At 66.9% G+C, this 22745-nt stretch carries 21 protein-coding genes; 11 read left to right on the top strand and 10 right to left on the bottom strand.

Going from position 1 to position 22745, the window contains the following annotated elements; genetic code table 11:
- Positions 1 to 7 precede the first annotated feature (7 nt).
- Positions 8 to 844, top strand: a complete 837-nt coding sequence (locus tag ACFMRZ_RS18785; RefSeq protein ID WP_400180171.1) for a PP2C family protein-serine/threonine phosphatase — start codon at positions 8 to 10, stop codon at positions 842 to 844.
- Between the two features lie 69 nt (positions 845 to 913).
- The gene (locus ACFMRZ_RS18780; RefSeq protein ID WP_400180170.1) at positions 914 to 2350 is read left to right on the top strand and encodes an amino acid permease; all 1437 of its coding nucleotides are present in this window, start codon (positions 914 to 916) and stop codon (positions 2348 to 2350) included.
- Positions 2351 to 2370: 20 nt separating this feature from the next.
- Here ACFMRZ_RS18780 and ACFMRZ_RS18775 read toward each other — a convergent pair whose 3' ends face one another.
- Positions 2371 to 2736 (bottom strand): EamA family transporter, encoded by a 366-nt coding sequence (locus ACFMRZ_RS18775; protein ID WP_400180169.1) that lies wholly within the window; start codon positions 2734 to 2736, stop codon positions 2371 to 2373.
- Entirely contained in the window at positions 2733 to 3266 is a 534-nt protein-coding gene (locus ACFMRZ_RS18770; RefSeq protein WP_400180168.1) for an EamA family transporter, read from the bottom strand. The genes ACFMRZ_RS18775 and ACFMRZ_RS18770 overlap by 4 nt, the downstream gene beginning before the upstream one ends.
- A 259-nt stretch (positions 3267 to 3525) precedes the next feature.
- Between ACFMRZ_RS18770 and ACFMRZ_RS18765 the strand changes: the two genes are divergently transcribed.
- The 3 genes from ACFMRZ_RS18765 (at position 3526) to ACFMRZ_RS18755 (ending at position 6072) form a co-directional block, all read left to right on the top strand.
- Positions 3526 to 4251 (top strand): ParA family protein, encoded by a 726-nt coding sequence (locus ACFMRZ_RS18765; RefSeq protein ID WP_280256225.1) that lies wholly within the window; start codon positions 3526 to 3528, stop codon positions 4249 to 4251.
- Positions 4251 to 5087 (top strand): hypothetical protein, encoded by an 837-nt coding sequence (locus ACFMRZ_RS18760; RefSeq protein ID WP_280273341.1) that lies wholly within the window; start codon positions 4251 to 4253, stop codon positions 5085 to 5087. The genes ACFMRZ_RS18765 and ACFMRZ_RS18760 overlap by 1 nt, the downstream gene beginning before the upstream one ends.
- A gap of 268 nt (positions 5088 to 5355) precedes the next feature.
- Positions 5356 to 6072, top strand: coding sequence for a C40 family peptidase (locus ACFMRZ_RS18755; RefSeq protein ID WP_400180167.1), 717 nt, complete (start codon positions 5356 to 5358; stop codon positions 6070 to 6072).
- A 32-nt stretch (positions 6073 to 6104) separates the two neighbouring features.
- On the opposite strand, the gene ACFMRZ_RS18750 is transcribed toward ACFMRZ_RS18755, so the two are convergent.
- Both ACFMRZ_RS18750 and ACFMRZ_RS18745 read right to left on the bottom strand, forming a co-directional pair.
- Positions 6105 to 7310 carry an epoxide hydrolase family protein gene (locus ACFMRZ_RS18750; RefSeq protein ID WP_400180166.1) on the bottom strand — a complete coding sequence of 402 codons (1206 nt, stop codon included), beginning with the start codon at positions 7308 to 7310 and terminating at the stop codon, positions 6105 to 6107.
- A gap of 12 nt (positions 7311 to 7322) precedes the next feature.
- A complete protein-coding gene (locus ACFMRZ_RS18745; protein WP_280273344.1) occupies positions 7323 to 7556 on the bottom strand; it encodes a hypothetical protein in 234 nt (77 codons plus the stop codon).
- 336 nt (positions 7557 to 7892) lie between these two features.
- On the opposite strand from ACFMRZ_RS18745, the gene tuf reads away from it, so the two are divergent.
- A complete protein-coding gene (gene tuf / locus ACFMRZ_RS18740; RefSeq protein ID WP_400180165.1) occupies positions 7893 to 9068 on the top strand; it encodes an elongation factor Tu in 1176 nt (391 codons plus the stop codon).
- A 102-nt stretch (positions 9069 to 9170) separates the two neighbouring features.
- Here tuf and ACFMRZ_RS18735 read toward each other — a convergent pair whose 3' ends face one another.
- Positions 9171 to 10124 carry an MHYT domain-containing protein gene (locus ACFMRZ_RS18735; protein WP_400180164.1) on the bottom strand — a complete coding sequence of 318 codons (954 nt, stop codon included), beginning with the start codon at positions 10122 to 10124 and terminating at the stop codon, positions 9171 to 9173.
- A 112-nt stretch (positions 10125 to 10236) separates the two neighbouring features.
- Positions 10237 to 11931, bottom strand: a complete 1695-nt coding sequence (locus ACFMRZ_RS18730) for a hydrogenase maturation protein (protein ID WP_400180163.1) — start codon at positions 11929 to 11931, stop codon at positions 10237 to 10239.
- 212 nt (positions 11932 to 12143) lie between these two features.
- On the opposite strand from ACFMRZ_RS18730, the gene ACFMRZ_RS18725 reads away from it, so the two are divergent.
- Complete coding sequence (locus ACFMRZ_RS18725; protein WP_280273348.1) at positions 12144 to 12560, top strand: low affinity iron permease family protein; 417 nt, start codon at positions 12144 to 12146, stop codon at positions 12558 to 12560.
- Between the two features lie 54 nt (positions 12561 to 12614).
- Entirely contained in the window at positions 12615 to 13583 is a 969-nt protein-coding gene (locus ACFMRZ_RS18720; RefSeq protein ID WP_400180162.1) for a TIGR03564 family F420-dependent LLM class oxidoreductase, read from the top strand.
- On the opposite strand, the gene ACFMRZ_RS18715 is transcribed toward ACFMRZ_RS18720, so the two are convergent.
- On the bottom strand, positions 13562 to 14089 hold the full coding sequence (locus ACFMRZ_RS18715) for a hypothetical protein (protein WP_400180161.1): 528 nt from the start codon (positions 14087 to 14089) through the stop codon (positions 13562 to 13564). The two genes, ACFMRZ_RS18720 and ACFMRZ_RS18715, sit on opposite strands and share 22 nt — an antisense overlap.
- Positions 14090 to 14260: 171 nt before the next feature.
- Complete coding sequence (locus ACFMRZ_RS18710; protein ID WP_400180160.1) at positions 14261 to 15349, bottom strand: winged helix DNA-binding domain-containing protein; 1089 nt, start codon at positions 15347 to 15349, stop codon at positions 14261 to 14263.
- A 95-nt stretch (positions 15350 to 15444) separates the two neighbouring features.
- On the opposite strand from ACFMRZ_RS18710, the gene add reads away from it, so the two are divergent.
- From add to ACFMRZ_RS18695, 3 genes are all read left to right on the top strand, one after another.
- On the top strand, positions 15445 to 16479 hold the full coding sequence (gene add / locus ACFMRZ_RS18705; protein ID WP_400180159.1) for an adenosine deaminase: 1035 nt from the start codon (positions 15445 to 15447) through the stop codon (positions 16477 to 16479).
- A gap of 281 nt (positions 16480 to 16760) precedes the next feature.
- Positions 16761 to 20222 carry a DNA-directed RNA polymerase subunit beta gene (locus ACFMRZ_RS18700; protein ID WP_400180158.1) on the top strand — a complete coding sequence of 1154 codons (3462 nt, stop codon included), beginning with the start codon at positions 16761 to 16763 and terminating at the stop codon, positions 20220 to 20222.
- Between the two features lie 751 nt (positions 20223 to 20973).
- On the top strand, positions 20974 to 21396 hold the full coding sequence (locus ACFMRZ_RS18695; protein ID WP_400180157.1) for a hypothetical protein: 423 nt from the start codon (positions 20974 to 20976) through the stop codon (positions 21394 to 21396).
- A 61-nt stretch (positions 21397 to 21457) separates the two neighbouring features.
- Here the strand turns inward: ACFMRZ_RS18695 and ACFMRZ_RS18690 are convergent, their stop codons facing one another.
- Together ACFMRZ_RS18690 and ACFMRZ_RS18685 are read right to left on the bottom strand one after the other, a co-directional pair.
- Positions 21458 to 21670, bottom strand: a complete 213-nt coding sequence (locus ACFMRZ_RS18690; RefSeq protein WP_400180156.1) for a DUF397 domain-containing protein — start codon at positions 21668 to 21670, stop codon at positions 21458 to 21460.
- Positions 21657 to 22571, bottom strand: coding sequence for a helix-turn-helix domain-containing protein (locus ACFMRZ_RS18685; protein ID WP_400180155.1), 915 nt, complete (start codon positions 22569 to 22571; stop codon positions 21657 to 21659). Before ACFMRZ_RS18685 ends, ACFMRZ_RS18690 begins: the two co-directional genes overlap by 14 nt.
- Positions 22572 to 22745: the final 174 nt, after the last annotated feature.

Raw genomic sequence — 22745 nt, 5'->3', positions numbered from 1 at the left:
GTATGCGGTGAAAGTACTGACCCTCGCCGAGCTGGAGACCGATCGCGGGGCGGCCGACCTGGACGCGGTGCACCTGGTCACCGATCGCGGAATCGTGCACGCGCGCAACGAGGATGCCGTCGCGGCGGCGGTACTCGAGCGGCCGGACGGACCGGCGATCGTGCTCGCGGTCTCCGACGGCGTCTCGACCTCCGACGATCCGCAGGTCGCCGCGGGCGCTGCCGTCCGCAGCGGCGTCTCCGCCTGCCTGGCCGCGCTGGCGGCCGGCCGCACGGCCGAGGAGGCGCTGCTCCAGGGGCTGGAGGCGGCCTTCGCGGCCGTGCGCGGCCTGTCCGTGGGCGACGGGCACTCCCCGTCGTGCACGTACGTGTCGGCGGTGCTGCGGCCGGGCCGTGACGGCGAATGCGCGATCACGGTGACGAATGTCGGTGACAGCCGGGCCTATTGGCTCAGCGCCGACGAGACCGGCACATCCTCGCGGCGGCTGACCTCCGACGACTCCTTTGCGCAACTGCTGGTCGCGAGCGGCGTGGACGAGGAAGCCGCGATGCGCGATCCCCGCGCGCACGTGCTGATGCGCTGGCTCGGCGCGGATTCCGAGCACGTCCCCGCCGAGACTCCCGTGCACTCGCTGCGCGTGCGTGGTCCCGGCGTGCTGTTGCTGTGCAGCGACGGGATGTGGAACTACCTGCCCGACGCCGAGGGTCTCGCCGCCGTGGCGACCGCGGCCGACCCGCGCCGCGCCGCACAGGATCTGACCGACTACGCGGTGCGCTCCGGCGGCGCCGACAACATCACCGTCGCCCTCGCGCCGGTGGCGGAAGGTGTTGGGCGGATCGGCTGATGCTGGACAATGGCGTTGTTATCGCTCACATTTACAGTACCCCGATCAGGTAGTGCAAGGAGCAGACACATGCCGGCGAGCCCAGCGATGCGTGACCTCTTCCGGCGCAAACCCATCGAGCTGATCGAGGACGAACCCGCCGGCGGACTGCAGCGGGCCCTGGGCCTGTGGCAGCTGACCGCCATCGGAGTCGGCGGCATCATCGGGGCCGGGATCTTCGCGCTCGCCGGGTCGGTCGCCCACGACACCGCCGGTCCCGCGGTGCTCATCTCGTTCCTCATCGCGGGCGTCGCCAGCGCCGCGGCCGCGCTGTCCTACGCCGAGTTCGCGGGCCTGATCCCGAAGGCCGGATCGGCCTATACCTACGGCTACGCGGTGCTCGGCGAACCGGTGGGCTGGCTGATCGGCTGGGATCTGCTGCTGGAGTACACCGCCATCGTCGCGGTGGTGGCCATCGGCATCTCCGGCTACATCTCGTTCCTGCTCGAGCAGCTCGACATCGCGCTGCCGGACTGGATGCTCGGCGCGCCCGGCACCGGCGACGGGCACTACGTCGACCTCTTCGCCGCGCTGCTGTGCCTGCTGATCGCGTTCCTGCTGAACCGGGGCATCAAGGCGGCGGCGCGGTTCGAGACCGTGGTGGTCGTGATCAAGGTCGTCGTGGTGCTGGTGGTGATCGTGGTCGGCGCGTTCTACCTCGACAGCGGTAACTACACCCCGTACTTCCCGTTCGGGTTCGGCGGCGCGGTGACCGGTGCGTCGACGGTCTTCTTCGCCGTGTTCGGCTACGACGCGATGTCGACGGCGGCCGAGGAGTCGGTGGACGCCAAACGTCATCTGCCCAAGGCGATCCTGCTGTCGCTGGCCGTCTCGATGGTGCTGTACGTGCTGGTGTGCCTGGTCTTGACGGGCATGCAGCACTACACCGAGATCAACCCGAAGAGCGGGCTGTCCTCGGCCTTCGAATCGGTCGGCCTGCCCGGCCTGGGCAGCCTGATCGCGGCCGGGGCCATCGTCGGCATCATGACCGTGCTGTTCACCTTCATGCTCGGCGTCACCCGGATCTGGTATTCGATGAGCCGGGACGGGTTGCTGCCCAGGTGGTTCGCCAAGACGCACCCGACCCGGCACGTGCCGACCCGGATCACCTGGATCGCGGGCTCGGTGTCGGCGCTGATCGCGGGCTTCCTTCCGATCGGGGAGGCGGCCGAGCTGACCAACATCGGGATTCTGCTGGCCTTCGTGGTGGTGTGCGCGGCCGTGATCGTGCTGCGCTACCGTCGGCCCGACCTGCCCCGCGGCTTCCGCACCCCGCTGATGCCAATCGTCCCACTGGTCGGCATCGGCTTCTCGCTCTGGCTGATCACCTACCTGAAGCCGGAGACCTGGGCCCGTTTCGGGGTGTGGTTCGTACTCGGCCTGATCATCTATTTCGCCTACAGCCGACGCCACTCGGTGCTGGCCACCGGCGGCGAGCCGACCTCGGAGACCACCACGTCCCGCTGAGGGCGGCGCGCCGCGTGGCCTCACCGCCGGTAGCTGATGGCCAGGGCGGTGATCAACAGGGCCGCGCCGCACCATCCCGGGCCGCTGAGCCGGTCACCGAGGAGCAATGCCGACAGCAGGGCGGCGGTGAGTGGTTCGAGGAGGGCCGCCAGTGCCGCGAGAACCGGTGCGGCAGTGCGCAATCCGCGGAAATATGCGGTGTAGGCGAGTGCCGTCGGCGCGCTGCCCAGATAGGCGGCCGTGAGTAGCACATCGGGCCGCAGCGGCAGCGCCATCCCGGACGCCAGCGCCGCCGGGGTGAGCAGTACGCCGCCGGTGAGCATGCCGAAAGCGGTGGTGCGCAAGGGATCCAGACCCGCGACGGGCGTCGCGGTGATCAGGGTCATGAGGGCGAACCCGCCGCGGCGAGCAATGCCGTGCCGACCCCGGCGGCCAACGTCCAGCCGCTCGCGGCGCCGCCGGGTGACCACGTGAGCAGGACGAGCCCGCTCACCGCGAGGGCGATCGCGAGCAGCGCGGCCCGGCCCGGTACGCGGCGGTCGCGCACCGCCGCGCCGAGGGCGACGAACACGGGCAGCGTCCCGATTGTCACCATCGTGGCCAAGCTGACCGAAATATGTTGCACCGCAACAAAATAACTGGCCTGATAGCAGCCCAGCAGGCCGCCGGTGACCAGTACCCGCCGCCCCACGGCCCGGGTGCGCGGCACCCCGCGCAACCCGCCGGTCACGGCGAGCAGTGCGACCGCGAGGCCGCCGCCGAGCAACAGTCGATAGGTGGCCACGGACAGCGGCCGCAGACCGGCCCGGTCCGCGAGCAGAGACCCGGCGAGTCCGCCCGTGCCCCAGAGGATTCCGGCGGCGATCAGTGCCGCCGCCGAACGGTCGCGCGCGGGCGCGACGATGTCGACAGACATGAAAAGGTGCTCCTGCGTCGAAGGAAGACATGACGACGACGCGGGGCAGATGTCTCGATGGCCTACCGGCCGGCAAACCGCCCCGCTCAGGCGGCGGGGGGCGGCGTGACTACGAAGATTCGGTGCACGGTGATCACTGTAGCGTCCTGTGTCCAATTGGACACACCGCGTCCCACCGCCAAATCTCCGCGTTCGACTTACATGCGTGTAACACTGAGCGACGCACAGTGTTGCTCTCCTCATGCAAGGAGGACCGTCCGTGACGAATTCCGCTGCATCACTGGATCTGCCGAAACCCTTGGTAGTCACCCTGGGGAATCTGAAAGGCGGCGTCGGGAAAACCACCTCCGCCTTTTTTCTCGCCGGTTACTTCGCCCTCGAACACGAGTTGCGAGTGCTGGTCATCGATGCCGACCCGCTGAGCCAGACCGGCTATTCCTGGTATCGGCGGCTGCAGAAAGGAGAAGTGGATGTGCCCTTCACGCTGATCGCGTTTCCGTCCCGGCACGTCGACGACTGCATCGCCGACAATGCCGCGAACTACGACGTGATCATCGTGGATGCCGGAGGCGAATCGGCGGAGATCTTCAAGGCCGCGATTCCCTCGACCGACGAGCTCGTCCTGTTGACGAGCGTGAGTCCCTCGGAGGTGAAGCGAGTGCCCAGTACCTATCGGGCCGCCGAGGAGGCGGCCGTCGACGCGGCCCGCGAGATCCGGGTCCGGGTCCTGATGACGAAGGTTCCGGTGACGATGAAGAAGGGCGTCAACGTCTCCACCGAATATCGCACCCAGCGGGCGCAGTTGGAGGACGCCGGTTACGAGGTGTTCGGCTCGTATCTGAGCGCCTGGAAGTGGTATCGGGAAGCCGCCGATGGGGAAGTCGGCGAGGGGGCCGAGAATCCACTGCACGATCTGGGCGAATACCGGCAGGTGGGTGACGAATTGGTGAGTCCCTATCGCGTCGCGCTGGGGGTGCCCGCCTGATGCCTCCGCAACGCAGGAAATCCGTGATCGGCGCCAAATCCGGCAATGCCGCCGTCGCCGTCAATCCGCTGGCCGACACCGCCGAGCACACCCCGCCCGTCTCGCCGCTGCGCGACGCGGAGTGGCGGCGCTCGGCGCGGAATCTGTCGGTGGTGCCCTCGGATCCGGCCGCGAACGTGCTGACGATGCCGCTGCCCGCACCCGGCGACGGCCCGCTCAGCGAACACGAGCAGGTACAGCTGTCGGCGTGCGAATCCTCGATCGGCACGCTGCGGCTGGCGTTCTGGGCGGCGGGCCGGGCGCTGCAGATCGTCCGCGACGGGCGGCTGTACCGCAGCGAGTACGGCACCTTCGACGACTATGTCGAGCAGCGCTGGGAGATGCAGCGCTCCTACGCCCACAAGCTGATTCGCGCCTGGCCGCTGGCCGCCAAGCTGCACCCGATGGCCCCGGGCATCAACGAGGGCCAGATCCGGGAACTGCTGCCGGTGGCGGCCGAGCACGGCGAGGAGGCGGCCGTGACCGTCTACGCCACCCTGGCCGCCGACGAGGTGAAGATCACCGCGGGCAAGCTGCGGGAGGCGGCGGCGGTGCTGCCGGAACGCTTCGACAAGGACCTGGCCGTGCAGCGCCTGCAAGCGTGGTTGCGCGGCGAGATGAGCCAGGAGCGGGCCGCCGACCGTCCGGTCGATCTGTTCAGCACCGTGGAGTCCCGGCTCGCCGCCCTGACCCGCCGGGTGGTTCGCAGCTCCACCGGTGACCCCGGCGCGGCCCGGGAATTCGCGGCCCGGCTGCGCGACATGGCCGAGCGGATCGAGCAGCAGATCACGGCCTGAGCCTCGATCGGAAATGCCCCGCGGCGAATATATGAATCCGCCGCGGGGCATTTCTTCGAGATCTAACGGTTTTCTATTGTTTATCTTCTTGTTATCGCATTTGTCTGCTTATCTGCTTGCATTCATATGAATGCGGGCGAATCATGACACCTCGGATCCGGCTGGACTGACATGAAAGACGCGAACTTTTCGAATCTGTTCGAGGGCCCGGCCGACGCAATACGGCGTCGCCACCGGAGTCTCGACGAGAGGATCGGAGGACCGCATCATGGCAGGAACCGACGAAGTCCGATATACCCGCAACACGCGGCGCCTGTTCTGGTGGCTGACGGCGGCCGCGGCGGTGGTATTCGGAGCATTCGGAGCACTCCTACTGACCACGGGCCAGGCCTCGGCGCAGCAGATATCCGTTCCGGGTATCGGGTCGATCGAGGTACCGATCGAAATTCAGGCACCGGCGGAAATTCCGGAGACCGTGCCCGCCGTCGAGCCGGCGGCGCCGAAGGTCGCGCCGCATTCGGAGGCGGCCGTCACCGGAATCGTGAATCAATTGCAGTCCGTCATTCCGGGCATCGATTTCCGGGCGCTGCTGCCCGCGCCCCGCGTGCCGGAGGCGGCGGACGTGCCCGTGATACCCGAGAAGACCCGCGGTGAAATGGCCGTCGAAGCGGCGGAATCGAAGATCGGCGCGGCCTACGGCTACGGCGCCGCCGGCCCCGACTCCTTCGACTGCTCCGGCCTGGTGCAGTGGTCCTACGGGCAGGCCGGCGTCGACGTGCCGCGCACCAGCTACGAGCAGCTCTCCGCAGGGACCCCGGTGGACATGGACGAGCTGGAACCCGGTGACATGGTGTCGTTCTACGGCGGCGGCCACTCGGCCCTCTACGCCGGCGACGGGAAGGTCATCCACGCGGGAACCAACAGCACGGGCGTGCAGATGACGGACCTGTCCGAGATGCCCGCCAGCGGCGCCCGGCGCTTCTGAGGCCCGCGATGAAACCGTCGTGTGCGCCCGGCTCAGCGCCGTCCGCGGAAGGTACGCCGCAGATCGTCGACCCATTCGTCCGGGATCTCCCAGGGTATGAAATGACCGCCGCGATCGTGGGCGGTGACGTTGACCAGGTTGTACCAACTCGCGCGCGAGTCGGCGAGGAAGTGCTCGACACGGCGGTCGGTCCCGACGCCCGGCGGGTTCTCGTGGGCGACGAAGGTGATGCCGGTCGGCGCTTCCACCACCGGCCACCGATCGTGCGACGGCGTCCACGGGTAACGATTGTTGTTGGCGTAGGTGCGTATCGAGGTGCCGATCGAGTTCGTCGCCCAGAAAATCGTGGCGTGCGTGAGCAGATCGTCCGCGCCGAATACCGATTCCAGGTCACCACCGTTGTCGCTCCAGCTCTGCCACCGGCGCAGAATCCACGCGAGCAGCCCGGCGGGTGAGTCGGACAGCCCGACGGCCAGCGTGCTGGAATCGAGCACGTGCGCGGCCAGATGGACGGCGAAGCGGCGATCGAATTCGACGACGCGGGCGTGGACCTCGGCGGGCAGGCCGTCCGGAATAGGTTGTCCGCCACTGTAATCCCACGCCCGGTCGCCGTTGAACAACGTCAACTTCAAACCCGACCCGATGTGGATGCCGAACAGTTCGTCGGCGTACTTGTGCCCCAGCTGACCGGTGACCAGCGCCCCCACGTCACATCCCGCGGCGGCATACCGGCTGTGCCCCAAGGTCTCGGTCATCAGGACATGCCAGAGATCGGCGACCTTCCAGAAGTTCATATCGGGGTGATCGGTCAGCGGTGTGGAGAACCCGAAGCCGGGGAACGACGGGACGATGACATCGAACGCTTCGGCCGGATCGCCGCCGTGCGCGCCGGGGTCGGCCAGTGGATCGATCACCTTGGCCCAATGCCAGAACGTCCACGGCCAGCCGTGGGTCAGGATCAGCGGCGTGGGGGCGGGGCCGACTCCCGGTTTGCGCATGAAATGCACCGGCACGCCGTCGATCTCGACGCGGTAGTGCTCGTACGCGTTGATCCGTGCCTCGGCCGCGCGCCAGTCGAAGCCGCTGCGCCAGTAGTCGACCAGGCGCTCCAGATAGCGGCGGTTGACCCCGTAGTACCCATCCTCGTTGCCCACATCGTCGGGCCACCGGGTGAGTTCGAGCCGGTGCCGCAGGTCGTCCAGCACCGCATCGGGCACGTGGATAGGGTTGGGGCGCATAGGAACGGCCGGTCAGCTGGTGTGCAGGAACAGCACGTCGTAGGCGCGCCGGGCGTCCTCGGGAAAGACCAGGATGCGCATGCGATTGCGGGCGCGGCCGGCGCGGCCCCGGGTGGACCGGATGCCGTGCTCGCGCAGCAGCCGCGCCACATCACCGGCCGTGGTCTCGTCGAAGACCGTCGCCACGGTCACCAGCAGCCCGTAGTCGTCGTCCGTCGGCCTCTGCCGCCGCCACACCATGCGCATTACGAGTGACTTTCGTTGTCGCTGTCCATCACGCCGTTCCCTCTGATTCCAGCACAGCCCGCCCGGGTCGCCGCCACCGGGCGGGTCCGGGCCGTCGTGCTCGCCGAAAACCGGTGGCGCGGGTGGGCCCGCGCCGGGCACCATGATTCGCATGTTCCGGCAGTCCATCGTCGCATCGCCCGCGGTCGCGGGCGCGATGGCTGCTGCCCTGGCGGTCGCATCCGCATTCGACGGCGCCCGACGCTGACCTTCCCCGGGATGTCCCCGGGACCTCGGCCGGGGAAGGTGGCTCGGCGCGCGAGGTTCCGATTCGCAACTCCCAGGGAGAGTTTCATCATGGCCAAGCAGGCCTTCGTCCGCACCAAGCCGCACCTGAACATCGGCACCATGGGCCACGTCGACCACGGCAAGACCACGCTGACGGCCGCCATCACCAAGGTGCTGGCCGCCCGCGGCGGTGCTTCCTTCGTGCCGTTCGAGCGCATCGACCGCGCGCCGGAGGAGGCCGCGCGCGGCATCACGATCAATATCGCGCATGTCGAATACGAGACGGCCGCAAGGCATTACGCGCATGTCGACATGCCGGGCCACGCCGACTTCGTGAAGAACATGATCACCGGCGCGGCCCAGCTGGACGGCGCGATCCTGGTGTTGTCGGCGCACGACGGCGTGATGCCGCAGACCGTCGAACATGTGCTGCTGGCCCGGCAGGTCGGTGTCGAGCACGTCGTGGTGGCCTTGAACAAGGCCGACGGCGCCGACCCCGAACTGCTGGAACTGGTCGAACTCGAAGTCCGGGATCTGTTGAGCGCCAACGGTTTCGACGGTTCCGGTGCGCCGGTGGTGCCGGTGTCGGGACTGCGGGCACTGGCGGGCGACCCGCACTGGGTAGGTGAGTTGCTGCGCCTGCTGGACGCGGTCGACGCCTACATCCCTACCCCCGTGCGCTACACCGACGCGCCGTTCCTGCTGCCGGTCGAGAACGTGCTCACCATTACCGGCCGCGGCACGGTGGTCACCGGCGCGGTGGAGCGCGGCCGGGTCCGGATGGGCGACCGGGTCGAGATCCTCGGCTACGACGGCGCGCTGGAGTCGGTGGTGACCGGGGTCGAAACCTTCGGCCGCACCATGGAATCCGCGGAAGCCGGGGACAACGTCGCGCTGCTGCTGCGTGGCGTGCAACGGTCCCAGGTGCGGCGCGGCCAGGTGGTCGCGGCGGTCGGCAGCGTGCGCGTGCACACTCGGTTCACCGCCCGGATGCACCTGCTGTCGGCGGCGGAGGGCGGCCGGCGCACGCCGATCACCACCGGCTACCGCCCGCAGTTCTACATCCGCACGGGCGACGTCGTCGGCGACGTCACCCTCGACACCCAGGTGGTAACTCCGGGGTCGACGGTCGAACTGACCGTCACCCTCGGCCACCCGATCCCCCTCGAACCCGGCCTCGGCTTCGCCGTCCGCGAGGGCGGCCGCACCGTCGCCGCGGGAACGGTCCTGACAGTCCACGACTAGGCCAGAGCCGCATCGCCCGACCGGCACCTTCCCTCGCCGGTCGGCGGGTTCCACCGCATCCCTTGCCGGTCGGTCGGTTCACCGGCCGACCGGCAAGGGTGGTCAGGCGCGGCGGTTGGGGTGGGGTGCGCCGAAGCCGGGCTGATTGTCGGCGGCTCGGTTGCTGGCGGCCCGCAGGCTGACCGAGGTGGGGACGGATTGCTGCTGTTGCTGCGGTGGCCGGGGCGCGCGGACGGGCTGGCTCGGCGCGTCGGAGAAGGGGTCGAGGCGCGGCCAGCTGCGTCCGCTGTCGGCCAGCTCGGGCTCCTGCTCCAGCGCGTCGGCCTCGCGCCGCGACGGTGCGTCCACCTCGGCGAGGCCGACCAGCACGATCAGCATCATGGTCACCAGCGTGACCGTCATGATCAGCGGAGTGAGCAGTTCCACCGGCTCCACACCGCTGCCGCCCACGGCATGATCACCGCGATGCGCGCTCATGGACGCCATGCCGGTGTAGTGCATGCCGCACACCGCCAGACCCATGATCACCGCCGCGCCGAGAGTCGCGCCGAAGCCGTGCACGTGCAGCATGAACCACAGCGCAGCCGTCGCCGCGACCACCGCGATCACGACCGACAGCGTCACCAGCCCCATGCCGTACTCCACGTGCGCGCCCGCGTGCATCGCGGACATCCCGAGGTAGTGCATGGCCGCCACGCCCACGCCGGTGACCGCGCCGCCGATCGGTAGCGCCAGGATCTCCCGCCGCACCCGCACCACGATGGACAGCCCGATCCACACCACCACGATCGCGATGGCCGCGCTGAGCAACGTCATCGGAATGTCGTAGCGAACGGTCATGCCCTGAATGGAGAAACCGAGCATGGCGGTGAAGTGCATGACCCAGATGCCGCAACCACCCAGCGCCACCGCAGCGGCGACGAGCCAGCCGCCCGGCCACCGCGACGATCGGGCGTGGACGGCACAGCGAAGGCCGAGCACAGAGCCGATGAAAGACATGAGATACGCGAGAATGGGTGTCAGCAACCCATGGTTGAAATGGTCGAGCTCGAGCACGGCGATGTTCTCCAATGGCAACAGCAGTTATCAATCCGTGACCGGACGATAGTTCAATCCGGTGCGGGTTGGGGATTGCATTGTGAAAGCTTCGTGCCGCTGGATCAGCGGCTCAGGCTAGTAGGTGCGTCGGTGTCACCTGCGGACGTACCTTGTGCACGAAGTTTCGGCGTAGCCGGTGGTAGGGCTCGTGCTCGCCGTAGAAGTTCTGGCGCATTTGCGCCAGTTCGTAATCCCGGTAGGCAGACAGCGGCTTCGCGGCCTCGTCCGCGGCGCGGCGCTGCTTCTTCGCGACCAACCGGTCCGCCAGCTCCGGCGCCGCGGCCATCGCCTCGGCCTCTCCGCGCACCCACGCCCGGAACTCCTCGGCACTGCCCGGGGCCACCCGGTCCGCCAGGCCGATCGCCGCCGCGCGCCGGGCCCCGACCGGCAGCGTCTCGCGGGTGAGCCGGTCGGCGACCTCGCTGCCGACCCGCCGCGGCAGCGTGTAGGTCCAGTACTCCGACCCGTGCAGTCCCATCAGCCGGTAGTGCGGATTCAGCACGACCGACTCGCGGCACCACACCTCGTCGGCGGCCAGCGCCAGCATCACCCCGCCCGCGGCCGCATTGCCCGCCAGGGCCGAGATGACCAGCTTGTCTGTGGTGGTCAGGATCGCCTCGACCAGGTCGTTCATCGCGTTGATGTTGTACCAGGACTCCTCGGCCGGATCGTCCGCCGCCTCGATGACATTGAGATGGATGCCGTTGGAGAAGAAGTCTCGCGGCGGACCCAGCACCAGCACGGCCACCGGCCGTTGCGCGGCCTGACGGTAGGCGGCCAGCAGCCGGCGGCACTGATCGGTACTCATCGCACCGCCCGCGAACGCGAACTCCAGATAGCCGACCTCGCCGTGCTCGCGGTACCGCAGTTCCGACCAGGTGTCCCGGGTGGCCGCCTCGAACGGCGTCACCGGAACCTCCGGAACTCCGGCGAGCAACTCGGGGCCCAGCTCGTCGACCGCGGGCCGCTTGAACGTGGCCGGTCCGCCCGGCGTGCGCCGCGGCCGCAACTGCGGCAGCCACACCGCCCCGTCGACGGTGGCCCGGCAGATCGCGCCGTCGCGAGTCGCGATCACCGAGCCGGGGAAGCCGCGCAGCCGATCCTCGTTGTGCCCGCCGTGCAGGAAGTACTGCCGCCCGAACAGCTCGTCCAGCACGCCCGGTTGGGAGTCGGCGGCGCGCAGTCGGCGCAGCACGGTGGCGGTGTCGTCGGCCGACCAGTCGATGCGGCGGTATTCCTGGGCGTGGTAGGGCCGCAGCTGTCCGCGCACGTCGGGGCGGCTGTAGTCGAGCGGTTCGGGCATGAACCGGCTGTCGGCGAAGCGCTCGACGGCGAGCGGCACCGCGCGCACGGCCGCGTCGGAGACCTCGTTGCGATACAGCTCGCTCTTGCCGCACACCGCGACCGGGAAGGGCTCGGAGGCCCAGATCGGCCCGGCATCCATCTCCGCGACCGCCTGCAACACGGTGACGCCCCACTCCGGAGCGCCCTCCCGAATGGCCCAGTCCAGCGAGGACGGTCCACGGTCGCCCTTGGGACCCGGATGCACGATCAGGACGGGATAGGCAGTCCAGATGTCCTCCGGAATCGCCGAAGTGAGCATCGGAGCCAGAATCAGGTCCGGCCGAAAATGGCTCACCCGCGCGCGCAGCAGATCGTCGCCCAGCGCCAGTTCGACGCCGACTCGGTGCCCGCGTTCCCGTAGCTCGGTGTGCACCCGCTGCGTGAGACTGTTGAATGCGCTGGCGACCAGCAGGATGCGCACGGTTTTCCTCCATCAGGCGGTGCTGCGGGCGGACCGGGATCGCCGATCCGAGTGAATGTTCTCCACGAAACTAGCGGGGCGCCAAATGCGGTGCATCTCGGGCACACCCGGAGCAACTGACGGGCGTTTCGCGACCCACTGCGCGGGTATCTCGTCAGCGCTCAGCGAAGTGCGGATTGGGGCCGCGAAACCCGCCCCGAGCAGGAGGGACGATGTCCGACAACAACTCTCGGGGCGATCAGGCCGTGCTGCCGAGCCAGGTAGGTGACGACCGGTCGGTGTTCGACCGCTTCGCGACCGTCGTCGCGGATCGCGTCTCGCAGGCGTGGTTCTTCACCGCCTGCGCGCTCATCGTCGTCCTCTGGGCGCCCACGATTCTCCTGACCGATCTCGACACCTGGCAGCTGATCATCAACACGGTGACGACGGTCATCACCTTCCTCCTCGTCGCCCTCCTGCAGAACACCCAGCGCCGCGCCGACGCCGCCGTCCAGCAGAAACTCAACGCGATCGCCGACGGCCTCGCCGACCTGATGCAGGCCGTCGGCACCGACAACCCCGAACTCCAGCAGGACCGCCGCGAACTGCTCGCCGCGGTCGGCCTGGAAAACCGCGAAGGCGCCGATTGAGCGGAAAACGGCCATGGGGGAATCGGTTCGCTCGCGGCGGGGGTTGGGCCTGGGGTGAGCATTGGAATTGCGGTATCGCCGTTCGCGCTCGATGCCACCGGCAATGCGGTGGATGCGGCCGTCGCCATCGGCCGGGAGGCGGCCGGGGCGGGGCTGAGTTCGCTGTGGTTCGGGCAGGGTTTCTCGCACGACGCCGTGCTGGTGTCCGCCGTGGTGGGGCGGGAGGTGCCGGGTATCGAGGTGGGCACGTCCGCCGTGCCGATCTCGGGCCGCCATCCGCTGCTGGTCGCGAGCCAGGCCCAGACCGCGCAGGCGGCGACGGGCGGGCGTTTCATGCTCGGGCTGGCGCTCGGCACCGCGGCCACCACCGAACAGGTCTTCGGGACCGGCTTCGCGCGCCCGATCGCCCGCCTGCGCGAATTCGTCACCGTGCTGAACTCCGTATTCGACACCGGCACAGTCGATTTCCAGGGTGAGACGATAACGGCGGCGAACCCCATGCCCGCCGCGGTCGCCGGCGCCGCGCCGCGGGTGCCGATCCTGGTGGCGGCCATGGGACCACAGGCCCTGCGGGCCACCGGCGAACTGGCCGACGGCACGCTGCCCTTTCTGGTGAGTCCGCGGGCACTGGCCGAACACGTCGTCGCCCCGATCGAGCGCGCCGCGGCGCGGGCCGGGCGGAACCGCCCGCGCACGGTCGTGCTGGTTCCCGGAGTCGTCACCGCTGATGTCGACCGAGCCCGCGAGGCGGCGGCCGAGCAGACGGCCTTCTACGACTCCATCCCGTCCTACACCCGCATGATCGGCCTCTCCGGCGTCTCCCGTGCCGCCGACCTGGTCGTTATCGGCGACGAGGAGCACATCGCCGCCCGCGTCGAGGAATACTTCGCCGCGGGCGCGACCGATGTGGTCTTCTCGCAGACCGGCCTGACCACCTCCGAGGACCAGCGCCGAACCTGGCGGCTACTCGGCGAGCTGAATCGTGCTCGCCGAGTAGGCGATCAGGCCATGTTGCCGTCGTAGCAGAGCGAGGCGGTGCGCCACGTCGCTTCGGGGCGGGCCGTTCCCGCGCCGAAGTGCCAGCCCGCTACGGGCCCGGCGGCCTTCCAGAACAGCCGCCCGTCGGCGGCCCGGACCACCTGGTAGATGTCCTCGGTGCCGGGGATCAGCTGGTTGCCGCTGCAGTAGTCGTTGTACGAGGTGCCGGGCTGGCGAGCCCCGGCGCTGAACCGTCCGGCGGGATCGGTGCGGGCACCCGGGTTGGCGACGGTGTCGAGGCGATCGGTCGAGGCTCCGGCGAACCAGTACGGTGCACCGAGACTGTCTGCCCCGCAACGATACTCGCGGCCACCCGCGACCACGGTCGCGCCGGGGTGATGCGCGGCGCCGTCCCAGGCGCAGGCCGCCGCGGGGTGGACCGTGGACGTGTGGGAATCCGCCGCGGCCGACCCTGTCCCCAGGCCGACCCCTCCGACGATCACCGCGGCAATCGCGGTGAGTGTGAACGTTGCGCGAGGAACATATGCCATGACTCTCGCCTCTCTGCTCGCCGTTGAGCAATCTACTATCTACGTACGTAAATAGTAGATGAAGCATGTCGTATCGCGCCACGTCATGAAGGCCACAGGGCATCCGGCCTGAGCGGACACAATCCGGGCCGGCGCGGCAGTCCTCGCCGTGCCGGGGTGATCTGCGTCCGCTCAGGCCGGTGTCAGCGCGATCTCGCCGCCTCCGGGCAACAGGAACGGCAGCAACTGCGCCGCCTCCGCGCGCACGGCTTCCTCGTCGGTGGCCGACAGCGGATGCCACGGGGTGATGCGCAGCGTCGAACCGCTCAAATCCCAACGGCCGTGGACGAATCCGTCGACGAGGTACATCGGCACGCCCGCCGAGGCCACCTTGGCGATGCGCGTACGGTCCTCGTCGCTGATGACGCGCCGCCGATCCCGATGCCCGAGGAGCGCGTTGTCGAAGGCGGGCAGGAAACGCACCGGCACCGGCAACTCCGGGTCGGCCAGTGGCGCCCCGGGCAGGTCGAACAGCTCGCGACCGTCCTCGTCTCGGACGATCCGCAGCCGTGGCCGCAACCGCTCCACGACCTCCGCCAGCCGCGTGACGCCCGACCAGGCCTGCACATCCGCGACGGTCGCCGGACCGAACGCCGCGAGATATCGCAGCACCATCGTCTCCGGTTGCGGCAGCCGTTCCAGGGACTCACCGATCCATTCCTCCGCGAGCGCGACCGACACGTACCGGGTGCGCCAGCCACCCCACGCGCCCGAATCACCCACGTGCACAAGGGGCATCAGCAGCCCGACCGACTGGGCGAGCCGTCCCGGATGCCGCCGCGGAAACCGTTCGGCCAGCACCTTGCCCAGCTCCCGCCGGGTGGGCGTGGCGCCGGTCAGCAAATCCCTTCCCGCGGCGGCCAGTTCACCGAGATCCAGTCCCGCGATCTCGTCGCGGAAGTACGCCGACCGCAGCAGCGACTCGACGGCCGGCCGCACCGTCGGCTGCAACCAGCGGAAATCCTCCGCCGTGGACAGATGCACGGTGCGGCGAATCATGGTGGACCGCACCACCTTCCGATCCCGCAGCAAACCCTCCAGCTCGTCGTGCCGGAAGCCCCGAAGCCGCGTCCACAGCCCGACATACGGCCAGTTCGGCTCCTGCCCCTGCACCGCGACCAGATGGCGGATCACCTCCAGCGCGGGCATCGTCACCCGCTCGGTCAGGAACTGCCGGGTCAGCAGTGTCCGGTTCAGCGCACGTCGCGTGAGTTCCGTCATGAACCCATCCTGATCGGGATATAGGACAGTTTCGGTCCTATGCGGCACGCCGCTATTTGCGCGCGAAACACGGGGCGCGGGGTGATCATGGAGGTATGTCGAGCGACCTGGCCGCCTTCGTGCGCGGACTGCCCAAGGCCGAACTGCACCTGCACCTCGAGGGCACGCTGGAGCCGGAGCTGAAATTCCGGCTGGCCCGGCGCAACGGTGTGGAGCTGCCCGAACGCACGGTGGACGAGGTGAAGCAGACCTACGACTTCCACGACCTGACGTCCTTCCTGCAGGTCTACTACCCGGCCATGCGGGTCCTGCAGCGCGCGCCGGACTTCCACGACCTCGCCTACGAATACCTGCTCCGGGCACACGCCCAAGGCGTGCGGCACGTCGAGATGTTCTTCGACCCGCAGGCCCACACCGGCCGCGGCGTCCCCTTCGACACGGTGATCGGCGGCTACCGCTCGGCGATCGTGCGGGCGCACCGCGAGGTAGGCATCTCGGCCGAGCTGATCCTGTGTTTCCTGCGCGACCACTCCGCCGAATACGCGATGGCCACCTTGCTGGAGGCGCTGCCGTACCGGAGTTGGATCATCGGCGTCGGCCTGGACTCCGACGAGCGCGGCAACCCGCCGAGCAAGTTCGCCGCCGTCTTCGAGCGCGCGCGGCGCGAGGGCTTCCAGCTGACCATGCACTGCGACATTGATCAGCAGAACTCTCTCGAACACATCCGGCAGGCGCTCGAGGACATCGCCGTGGACCGAATCGACCACGGCACCAACATCGTCGAGGACGAGCGCCTGGTGGAGTTCGCGAGGTCCAAGGGCATCGCCTTCACCTGCTGCCCGGTCTCCAACTCGTTCGTCACCGCGCAGATGAAATCGGCCGAGATCACCGGGCTGCTGGAGCGCGGTGTGACCGTCACGGTGAACAGCGACGACCCCGCCTATTTCGGCGCGTACGCTGCCGAGAACTACACGGCCCTGGCCGAACAGGCCGGACTGAGCCGGGAGCAGCTGGCCGAGCTGGCCCGAAACTCGTTCCGCGCCTCCTGGATTACGCCGGCACGGCGCGAGCGGTACCTTGCCGAGATCGATGAGTACGTCGCTCGTCACAGGGCCGATCCCGCGACTTGACGGATCGCACGGTGCGATGCCATTATGAATATGGGAAGGCACCGGAAATCAGGTGCTTGTTTCTTTGCGTCTCTAGACATCTCCCGATTCTGGGTGTAATTTGAGTCTTCGCGCCGGGTCGCGTGCTGTCCGACTCTCGAAATGCCCAACCATGGAAAGTGGCACTGTCTGCATGCCGCTTTTCGCGTGTTGCCGTCGAGTCGGTCGGCACGGCGTCCGGCACGGCGCGATATGTGAAATCCGCCCGCAGGTCAAGCAGATACCGTGACGAAGGACGCATCTTGGCAGTCTCGAATCAGACCATTCCCGGCGCACCGAAGCGTGTCTCTTTCGCGAAAGTCCGTGAACCACTGGAGGTCCCCGACCTCCTCGACGTGCAGACGGAGTCGTTCGGCTGGCTGATCGGCGCGCCCGCCTGGCGGGCCCGTGCCGAGGCGCGCGGCACCTCGCCGGTCAGCGGATTGGCGGAGGTGCTCGAGGAGATCAGCCCCATCGAGGACTTCGCCGAAACCATGTCGCTGACGCTGTCCGATCCGCGCTTCGAGGAGGTCAAGGCCTCCGTCGACGAGTGCAAGGACAAGGACATGACCTACGCGGCGCCGTTGTTCGTCACCGCGGAGTTCATCAACAACAACACCGGTGAGATCAAGTCTCAGACGGTCTTCATGGGCGATTTCCCGATGATGACCGAAATGGGCACTTTCGTCATCAACGGCACCGAGCGCGTCATCGTCTCGCAGCTGGTGCGTTCCCCGGGCGTCTACTTCGATCGCACCACCGACAAGGCGACCGACAAGGACCTGCACGCCGTACGGGTGATCCCGTCGCGCGGCGCGTGGCTGGAGTTCGACGTCGACAAGCGCGACACCGTCGGCGTGCGCATCGACCGCAAGCGCCGGCAGCCAGTGTCGGTGCTGCTCAAGGCGCTCGGCTGGACCAGCGAACAGATCACCGAGCGGTTCGGCTTCTCCGGGATCATGATGACGACCCTGGAGAAGGACAACACCCCGGGCACCGACGAGGCGCTGCTGGACGTGTACCGCAAGCTGCGTCCGGGCGAGCCGCCGACGAAGGAGTCGGCGCAGGCTCTGCTGGAGAATCTGTTCTTCAAGGAGAAGCGCTACGACCTGGCTCGCGTCGGCCGCTACAAGATCAACAAGAAGCTCGGCACCCATCCCGGCGAGGCCGCGGGCCCGCGGGTGCTCACCGAGGAAGACATCGTCACGATCATCGAATACCTGCTGCGCCTGCACGCGGGCGACCGGACGATGACCGCGCCCGGTGGTATCGAGGTCCCGGTCGAGGTGGACGACATCGACCACTTCGGCAACCGTCGCCTGCGCACGGTCGGCGAGCTGATCCAGAACCAGTTCCGGGTCGGCCTGTCGCGCATGGAGCGCGTGGTCCGGGAGCGCATGACCACCCAGGACGTCGAGGCGATCACACCGCAGACGCTGATGAACATCCGTCCCGTCGTCGCGGGGATGAAGGAGTTCTTCGGCACCTCACAGATGTCGAACTTCCTCGACCATCGCAATCCGCTCGCCAGCCTGACGCAGAAGCGCCGCGTGTCGGCGCTCGGTCCGGGTGGTCTGAGCCGCGAACGCGCCGGTCTGGACGTGCGCGACGTGCACTACAGCCACTACGGCCGGATGTGCCCGATCGAGACGCCGGAAGGCCCGAACATCGGCCTGATCGGTTATCTGTCGGTGTACGCGCGGGTGAACCCGTTCGGTTTCATCGAAACGCCGTATCGAAAAGTGGTGGACGGCAAGGTGACCGACGAGGTGGTCTACCTGACCGCCGACCAGGAAGACCTGCACGTGGTGGCGCAGGCGAACGAGCCGCTCGATGCCGAGGGCCGCTTCCTGGAGCGCCGTATTCCGGTGCGCCGCAAGAACTCCGAGGTCGAGCTGGTCAGCGTCGACGAGGTCGACTACATGGATGTCTCGCCGCGCCAGATGGTTTCGGTGGCGACCGCGATGATCCCGTTCCTCGAGCACGACGACGCCAACCGTGCCCTGATGGGCGCGAACATGCAGAAGCAGGCCGTGCCGCTGATCCGTGCCGAGTCGCCGCTGGTCGGCACCGGTATGGAGCTGCGCGCCGCGGTCGATGCGGGCGACATGGTCGTGAACGAGAAAGCCGGTGTGGTCGAAGAGGTTTCGGCTGACTACATCACCGTCATGCACGACGACGGCACTCGCCGCAGCTACCGCATGCGGAAGTTCTCGCGCTCCAACCAGGGCACCTGCGCCAACCAGCGTCCGATCGTGGACGAGGGTCAGCGGGTGGAGCAGGGTCAGGTTCTGGCTGATGGTCCGTCCACCGAGAACGGTGAGATGGCGCTGGGCAAGAACCTTCTGGTGGCGATCATGCCGTGGGAGGGCCACAACTACGAAGACGCGATCATCCTGTCCCAGCGTCTGGTGGAGGAGGACGTCCTCACCTCGATTCACATCGAGGAGCACGAGATCGACGCCCGCGACACCAAGCTGGGCGCCGAGGAGATCACCCGTGACATCCCCAATGTCTCCGACGAGGTCCTCGCCGACCTCGACGAGCGGGGCATCGTTCGTATCGGTGCGGAGGTCCGTGACGGTGACATCCTGGTCGGTAAGGTCACGCCGAAGGGTGAGACCGAGCTGACTCCCGAGGAGCGTTTGTTGCGCGCGATTTTCGGTGAGAAGGCGCGGGAGGTGCGTGATACCTCGCTGAAGGTGCCGCACGGCGAGTCGGGCAAGGTGATCGGTATCCGGGTGTTCTCCCGCGAGGACGACGACGACCTGCCCCCGGGTGTGAACGAGCTTGTGCGGGTGTATGTCGCCCAGAAGCGCAAGATCCAGGACGGTGACAAGCTCGCCGGTCGTCACGGCAACAAGGGTGTGATCGGCAAGATCCTCCCCAAGGAGGACATGCCGTTCCTGCCGGACGGCACTCCCGTGGACATCATCCTGAATACGCACGGTGTGCCGCGTCGTATGAACATCGGCCAGATCCTGGAAACCCACTTGGGCTGGATCGGTAAGGCGGGCTGGAACATTCAGCTCGCCGACGGCACGCGTCCGGACTGGGCGCAACGCCTGCCGGAGGAATTGTTGTCCGCCGAACCGGACACCAATATCGCCACCCCGGTGTTCGACGGCGCCCGCGAGGACGAGCTGACCGGGCTGCTGGGCTCGACGCTGCCCAACCGCGACGGTGAGGTCATGGTCGGGGCCGACGGCAAGGCGACATTGTTCGACGGTCGTTCGGGTGAGCCGTTCCCGTATCCGGTGGCGGTGGGCTACATGTACATCTTGAAGTTGCATCACTTGGTGGACGACAAGATTCACGCGCGGTCGACGGGTCCGTACTCGATGATCACGCAGCAGCCGCTGGGTGGTAAGGCGCAGTTCGGTGGTCAGCGTTTCGGTGAGATGGAGTGCTGGGCCATGCAGGCCTACGGCGCCGCCTACACCCTGCAAGAATTGCTCACCATCAAATCCGACGACATCGTCGGCCGCGTCAAGGTCTACGAGGCAATCGTCAAGGGCGAGAACATCCCCGAGCCCGGCGTCCCGGAGTCCTTCAAGGTCCTCCTCAAGGAACTCCAGTCCCTCTGCCTCAACGTAGAGGTCCTCTCCGCCGGCACCGCCATCCAACTCCAACAAAGCGACGACGAGGTAGACCGCACCGCCGCCAACCTCGGAATCACCCTCTCCCGCAACGAGTCCCCAACAGTGGACGACCTGACGGGTTAGCCAGTACCACAGCAGCGGCTCCACCGACAGTTGTCGGTGGAGCCGCTGCCGTGTGTATGCGGCCCCGCCGAACGGGAGGAATAGCGGCGTTGAAGACCCATTTCGCCGGTGTTAATGGGAAGATCAATAACCTCTGATGCTCGCCTGACACTGATTGCCGAATCTTGGTAGCCGAATATTAACACGTTAAACCGGCGACGAGTGGCGCACGCTTGATGTAGACTAGCCGAACTGCCGCTCCTGCGCGGCCAGGGGGACGCCTTCGGCTGGTCCGGGGTGCAATATGGGGGATGTAAATGAAATTTGGGTCTTTTGCTGTGGCGGGGGTAATTTCGGCTGAGATTATGTCCGTTGTACTGTGCCCAGTTCGAGCCGCAGCAGACCCCGAAGGGTCGTGCGATGTAACGGTTCACAATGTGCACCAGTCAAAAGGTTCACCCGCACTGATGGACGTCAAGGGAACAATGATCTGCCAGGGCACGGTCGACCGGGCTGACGCCATAATCTACTTCGCAAAAGTGGATGGAAGCAAGGTGACTCAGGTCGATGCCAGCATTGCGCAACGTAGCGTGCAGAGTCCTGTGTCGGGGAAGAAATATACTGTCATGTCAGCCCAGGGCACCCCGTGTGTACCCGGTGACTATATCGGCATAGCCGAGGGGTACATTACTGTAGGGGATCGAACCTGGAAGAATTATCAGAATGGTTACGGACCCCGATCTTCCGTTACGTGCTGAAAGATAGAGAGGTCGTGAATCGACTCGTGCAAGAGCATGATGAGGTTTTGGATCGTCTGTACCGGTGGCTTCGGGATGAGTTTTCGGCGCGTGGGCGGTTTCTCTTCGATGAAGGTTCCGCTGCGATCGTGGGACTTCCCAAGCATCCCGCTGCACCGTTGCTGTCATTGACGAGAGACGCTGACGGTATTCTTGTGCGGCTCGGGCTCGGCCTTATGTTGACGATTCCGATTGATGATCCTTTCGAATTCAGTGACATAGTTGGTCCTGTTCGAGCGCTGATCGAAAATGGACTTGTCGTCAGTGTGTCGCACAATGCTTCCGGTGCGCCGATGTTGAGGTATACGCTCAATTACGATGGGGGCATGCTCAGCACTAAAGTGCCGGGGCGGGAGTATATCGATATCCCGGTTCCTGGTTGGATCGTTGTGGACTAACTACTCCAAAGGCTCCATCGACGGTGCTGTCGATGGAGCCTTTGCTGTCAAGTCTTGCGGCTCAGGCGGTCTGCTCGAACCGTCCGGCGTGCATGCCCTGGGCGAATGCGTCCCATTCACTCGGTGTGAAGGTCAATGCGGGGCCTGTGGGGTTCTTCGAATCTCGAACGCCTACATTGCCTTCCGGCAGCCAAGCAACTTCTACACACTGCGAGCCGCTCTCGCTGTAGCTGCTCTTGAACCAACCTGTTCCGGATAGGTCATTGGTGGTCACGCTCATACTCCTTCGTCACCCGGCGAATCAGCTCCCGGGATCGGTCCTCGTCCAGTGAGGCGTTTCGGATGGCCGAGGCAAGCTCACTGTAGATCTGTATTTCATCGGGCTTTTCGAGGTATACGTCTTGTGCGGGTCCGCCCTCCAGGTAAATGATCGGTGGTTCTACAGGAAGAGCCTTGGCGTCGTTCTCGAACTCCAAGATCAAGAATGATCCATGTGGCATTCCCCATGTCAGGCCTGCTCCGAACGGGTGAATGCGCAGCGTCACATTGGGCCGCTTCGAAATCTCGGCCAGATGCCGGAGCTGCGCGGCCATGACTTGCGGCCCGCCCGTTACGCGATGCAGCGCCGACTCGTGCAGAAGGACATCCAACACAACCGGATTCGACTTCCGGGTGACGATGGCTTGACGCTTCAGTCGATGCTCGACTCGGCGGTCGACATCCTTGTAACTGGTGAACTTCGGGAAGGCACCGAAGATTGCGCGAGCATAGTTCGGCGTTTGCAGCAGACCCGGTATGTGCTCGTGGTAGCTGGTCATCCGCCGTGCGGCGGCTTCCAAACCCACGTACATGTTGAACGCCTCCGAGTACAGCCCGCCGTGAGCGTGGTACCAACTCTGCGTCCGCGCCATGAGAGTCAAGCCGATAGCGGCTTCGGTATCCTCGGCTCCCACGCCATACAGCTCGCACAATGCGCGGACGTCCTGCTGACGAACCTTCTGTGTCTGCCCCGCCTCGATGCGCTGGAGCGCGGAGGCGGACAGGTCTACCAGCGCGGCGGCAGCGGCGATGGTGAAACCGTTCGCTTCGCGCCATTCGCGCAGAAATCGGCCGAGTTGCCGTCGCGGCAGCGTCGAACTCGGGTTGCTGTCCAAGTCTTCGATCGAGCTGTCCATGTCTTCCCCTTCAGCGCGGAATCGGTTCGGCTCGTTCGCGAAATCGGGTGAGATCGACGGCACTTTCGGGTGTGCTCATGGTACTTCCGGCGACATTCGACCGGATACCCGAGATCGCTGGAACCTGCGAACTTTCGATGATCTGCTTAGCCACGGTGTTGGGGAGATCGTGCA

It is taken from the genome of Nocardia sp. N2S4-5, from assembly GCF_044628355.1.
Lineage (GTDB): Bacteria > Actinomycetota > Actinomycetes > Mycobacteriales > Mycobacteriaceae > Nocardia > Nocardia wallacei_B.
Note: the sequence above shows the minus strand (reverse complement) of the source record. Positions and strands in the feature narration are given on the sequence as shown.